Here is a 5,327-nt window from a genome sequence, read left to right as displayed (position 1 = left end):
TTCATTATTTCAAATCTCCGGGCTTTAGTTGGAGGTCCTGATAACTGATATAGTCATTTCAAATAAGGATGAAACATTTTTTTGGCTGAAACCCTTTCAAGGAAAGAAACACTCGTTCCAGTCTTATTCAGAATAACTATAACTGTTAAGTGATAACTGAAATGACACGAATAAAATAGGATTGCTATATTCTTTTCTAAATATATATAGCAATCCTATTTCAGTTGTAATATTTTAGTGGTAGGGGCGATTTCCTGCGGAATGCTGCTAATTCGCGAATCGCCCGTACAGGAGTCAGGAGTCAGAATATAAAAGGATTTTGATTGATCTTAATTGTTATTAAATATCTCATAAATCGGGTGCATCTCAATTTTGAGAAAGACAAAAATTTATAGCTATTAGGGAACAGGGAACAGGTTCAATAATGGATAATGGATGATTGATAATTACCTCTTCCTTTTAGGGAGAGGATTGAATAAAAGGAAAATTTTTTCTTGTTTCTCCACAGCGAGTGAGAGGCTTTATACCTTTATTTTTCGGTAATAGGGAATAGAGAATAAGAAAAAAGTATTTTTGCAAATATTGAGATGCACCCCATAAATCATTCCTGATTGGTATATAAATTAGGAATTAGACTTGAGAACTGATTTTGAATGTAGGGATTTAGATATGAGATTTAGGAAGAAGAGAAAAAGCTAATACATTGTTGTGTTCGGAGATGATAATACTAATATTTTTCGGCAAAATTTTCTCAGACTGAGTTAAACTCAGTAAAAGCAGTGGTATTTTATAACTCAGATAGCAAGTACAGCAAATCGCTAAGTCAAGAATTTATCTCTNCCCCATAAATCATTCCTGATTGGTATATAAATTAGGAATTAGACTTGAGAACTGATTTTGAATGTAGGGATTTAGATATGAGATTTAGGAAGAAGAGAAAAAGCTAATACATTGTTGTGTTCGGAGATGATAATACTAATATCGCTACTAAAGACCTCTCAAAGAAATCACTTTTGTGAAAGCATTTGACGATAACAATACTATAATTTTGATTATACTCTTATTCTCTAATTCATTACTATCAATATGACTAATGTTCCCCCTCTAGATTTAACACGACAGTATGAAATAATTCGCGAACAAATAAATGCCAAAGTTCAAGATGTACTTGCTTCTGGTCGTTATATTGGAGGTTCTATTGTTGATGACTTTGAAAAACAATTTGCTAAATATATAGATGTATCTCATTGTGTATCCTGCAACTCTGGGACTGATGCTTTATTTTTAGCTTTACGAGCTGTAAATATTGGGCCTGGAGATGAAGTAATTACTACTCCTTTCACTTTTTTTGCTACTACTGAAGTAATTAGTGCTGTAGGAGCAACTCCAATTTTTATTGATATTAATCCCCAGACTTTTAATTTAGATATTCAACAACTTGAAGCAGCTATAACTGAAAAAACAAAGGCTATTTTGCCAGTACATTTATTTGGTCAACCTGTAGATATGACCAAGTTAATGGCGATCGCTCGCCAGTATAATTTAATAGTCATAGAAGATTGTGCCCAAGCTACTGGAGCAGAATGGAATAACAAAAAAGTCGGAAGTTTTGGTGATATTGGGTGTTTAGTTTTTTTCCTACTAAAAATTTAGGAGCTTTTGGAGATGGAGGCGCTCTGACCACAAATAATCCGGCGATCGCTGCTCAAGTCCGGATGCTCAAAAATCATGGACAGTCTAACAANAATTTAGATATTCAACAACTTGAAGCAGCTATAACTGAAAAAACAAAGGCTATTTTGCCAGTACATTTATTTGGTCAACCTGTAGATATGACCAAGTTAATGGCGATCGCTCGCCAGTATAATTTAATAGTCATAGAAGATTGTGCCCAAGCTACTGGAGCAGAATGGAATAACAAAAAAGTCGGAAGTTTTGGTGATATTGGGTGTTTTAGTTTTTTTCCTACTAAAAATTTAGGAGCTTTTGGAGATGGAGGCGCTCTGACCACAAATAATCCGGCGATCGCTGCTCAAGTCCGGATGCTCAAAAATCATGGACAGTCTAACAAATATTTTTATGAACACATCGGTATTAATAGTCGTCTAGATACCATACAAGCTGCAATTTTGCAAGTTAAATTACCTTATCTAGATAGTTGGAATCAGCAACGTCGTGACTTAGCAGATATTTACCATAAATTTATTAGTGGCATAAGTGCTGTAGTTCCTCCTCAAGAGTTAGCTGGAGGTAGATGTGTTTGGAATCAATACACAATTATGCTCAAAAGTCAAGAGTTAGAAGCTACAGCAAAGTCTCGTTTTTCTAGTTCTCTGCGTGATTGGGTTCGCGCTCAGTTACAAAATAAGGGAATAGGTTCAGCAATTTACTATCCCACACCTTTACATTTACAGCCTGTTTACAAATCTTTGGCACACCGTCAATTACCAGTTGTAGAACAAATTTGCCATCAGGTTTTGTCTTTGCCTATGTTTCCTGAACTTTCCACTCCACAACAAGAGCAAGTTATATTTGCTTTGAAAGACTCTCTACAAGAACTTTAACGTAGTCAGAGGTTAGAAGTTAGAAGTCAGAAGTTTTTTTGTAACGAGGATTTTGAGTAACCCTCCAAAAACATTTCGCCTTAAAAGGGGGGTGTTATATCAATCTCCTAAAGTCAGACTACACATAACTTGACCTCTTGTCTTTCAAGTTCGATAGATTACTTTGATAAGTGTCGTTTAAGTTTGTGAAATTGGTATTAGACCAAATTATTTTGATAATAGTTTTGACTTTAATATTTCTTTAAAATTCATTTGGGAAATTTGTAGTTTTGTATACTATACTTAATAAAAATAAAAAAAATTTAATGTAAGACAGCAGGGATCAAATTTTATTCAGTTATCAGTACCGACCGCTGAATTCAGANGCCGAAAATTTGTATACTATACTTAATAAAAATAAAAAAAATTTAATGTAAGACAGCAGGGATCAAATTTTATTCAGTTATCAGTACCGACCGCTGAATTCAGAGACTTGAAATACTGAAATTGATTTTTTTGACCCCCTTAAAAGGGGCAGGAAACCTAATTTTTTGGTCATAGATAACTTTTGACTTTTTAACTTTTGAGTTGATAACTTGCGCGTAGCGCTATACCTTCTGAATTACTGAAAATTTGCCATTTAACTAGCTATCAGCTTTTAGTATTTCCGTTCCGGGATACTACGCAAACAGCTTCAGCTTTTTGAACTTGGGTTAATCTCCGGCAAACCAAAGGGCAGGATTTTTAGGAGGAGTTGAAATATCCTTTTAAACTTAAAAAAAATAATCTTGCTGACTGCTGACCGCTGACCGCTGACCGCTTTTTCAAAACAATAAATAAAAAATATAAAATTTAAGAGGAAAATATTAAAAGTGGGCGATAATCACTTCATTTCAAATAGAAGGTACGATCCAGAAGCGATCGCTAAACATTACCAACACCGTCTTTGGTTAGTCATATGGAGATTTTTTGTTATAATCTCTTCTTTTGCTAGTTTTGTTTTGGGAGTTTTGTGGGACAAATGGCGATATCACAAAGTAGAAGATACTCCCGAACGAGCAACTCAACTGCGAAGAATACTAACTCGCTTAGGACCAACATTCATTAAAGTAGGTCAGGCACTATCCACAAGACCAGACTTAATTCGGAAAGACTTCTTAGAAGAACTAATAAAATTACAAGACCAGTTAGCACCTTTTGACAACAAGACAGCCATCTCAATTATTGAGACAGAATTAGGCCAAAACATCAACAATATATATAGCGAAATCTCTCCCAGACCAGTTGCAGCAGCTAGTCTGGGTCAAGTTTATCAGGCACGTCTTAAAAGTGGCGAAAATGTAGCAGTCAAAGTTCAACGACCAAATTTACTACCCACCATAACTCTAGATTTATTCTTAATGCGGTGGACAGCAAGTTGGTTAGCTCCGTGGTTGCCTCTCAATCTCGGCCACGATTTATCCATGATTGTAGATGAATTTGGCACAAAGCTATTTGAAGAGATTGACTATATAAATGAAGGACGTAATGCAGAAAGATTTGCCACCTATTTCGCAGATGACCCAAGCGTAAAAATACCATCAATATATTGGCGTTATACTACCACCCATGTTTTGACCCTAGAATGGATAGATGGTCTGAAATTATTAGATACAGAACAAGTTCAAGCAGCAGGTCTTGATACTGATACTCTTATTACAGTAGGTGTAACTAGCGGTTTACGTCAGTTACTAGAATTTGGCTTTTTTCATGCAGATCCTCATCCCGGCAACTTATTTGCCTTGAGAGATGGTCGGATGGCCTACATTGACTTTGGCATGATGGATCAACTTGAGCAGGAAACTAAAGAAACTTTGGTTGATTCAGTAATTCATTTGATTAATAAAGATTATCAGGAGTTGGCTAAAGATTTTGTCAAGCTTGGGTTTCTTGCACCAGATGTAGATATTCAGCCAATCATACCAGCTCTAGAAATAGTGCTGGGAGATATTATGGGCGAGAAAGTCAAGGATTTTAACTTTAAGACAATTACAGATAAATTCTCGGAATTAATGTATGATTATCCTTTCCGAGTCCCTGCTAAATTTGCTCTAATTATTCGTTCTCTAGTTACTGAAGAGGGTTTAGCTCTTTCCCTAAATCCAGATTTTAGAATTGTAGATGTCGCTTATCCTTATGTGGCAAGAAGATTATTAAAAGGTGAGTCCCCAGCATTACGTCGTCGGTTGATTGAGGTATTGTTTAAAGATGGAAAGTTTCAATGGCAAAGGCTAGAAAATTTGATTGGCATAGCCCAGACAGACCAAAATTTTGATATACTACCTACTGCTCAATTAGGTTTACAATATCTTTTGAGCGAAGAGGGTGAATTTCTCCGAAAACAATTGATACTAGCAATTGTAGAAGATGATCGGATTCATACAGAAGAGGTTGGTCGTCTGTGGGGTTTAATTCAAGATGACCTTCAACCAAATCGTTTGTTTAATCTTGCCCTAGGCGCTCTAGCAGAATTTTCTACACAGAGAGCTGAGGCAATTTTACCCTCTGTAATGGCAATGACAAATTTTCAAGCAAGGGGTCAAAATTGAATAGTATATTATGCCAATGAATTACTAGGAAAATAAGGAATAAGTAGTCATAATTTTTCCTAAAAATCTCCTTTCATTAATTGATAATGGATAATGAATAATGGATAATTACCTCTGGTTAAAACCATCAGATTAAAGATAAGGAAATCATAATTTCTTTTTTCTCCTGAAAAGGAGAGGCTTGAAACTAAATGGA

General features: G+C 35.3%; 2 protein-coding genes and 1 pseudogene. All 3 read left to right on the top strand.

Going from position 1 to position 5,327, the window contains the following annotated elements; genetic code table 11:
- Positions 1-1,086: 1,086 nt before the first annotated feature.
- Positions 1,087-1,744, top strand: a pseudogene (locus tag AFK68_RS12075) (DegT/DnrJ/EryC1/StrS family aminotransferase); the annotation flags it as partial.
- A 1-nt stretch (position 1,745) separates the two neighbouring features.
- Positions 1,746-2,564, top strand: an 819-nt coding sequence (locus AFK68_RS12070; RefSeq protein ID WP_094673033.1) for a DegT/DnrJ/EryC1/StrS aminotransferase family protein, incomplete at its 5' end; no start/stop codon positions are given.
- An 851-nt stretch (positions 2,565-3,415) separates the two neighbouring features.
- On the top strand, positions 3,416-5,131 hold the full coding sequence (locus AFK68_RS12065; RefSeq protein WP_094672106.1) for an AarF/ABC1/UbiB kinase family protein: 1,716 nt from the start codon (positions 3,416-3,418) through the stop codon (positions 5,129-5,131).
- Positions 5,132-5,327: the final 196 nt, after the last annotated feature.

The sequence above is a fragment of the Hydrocoleum sp. CS-953 genome (genome assembly GCF_002260545.1).
Classification (GTDB): Bacteria; Cyanobacteriota; Cyanobacteriia; order Cyanobacteriales; family Microcoleaceae; genus Trichodesmium.
Note: the sequence above shows the minus strand (reverse complement) of the source record. Positions and strands in the feature narration are given on the sequence as shown.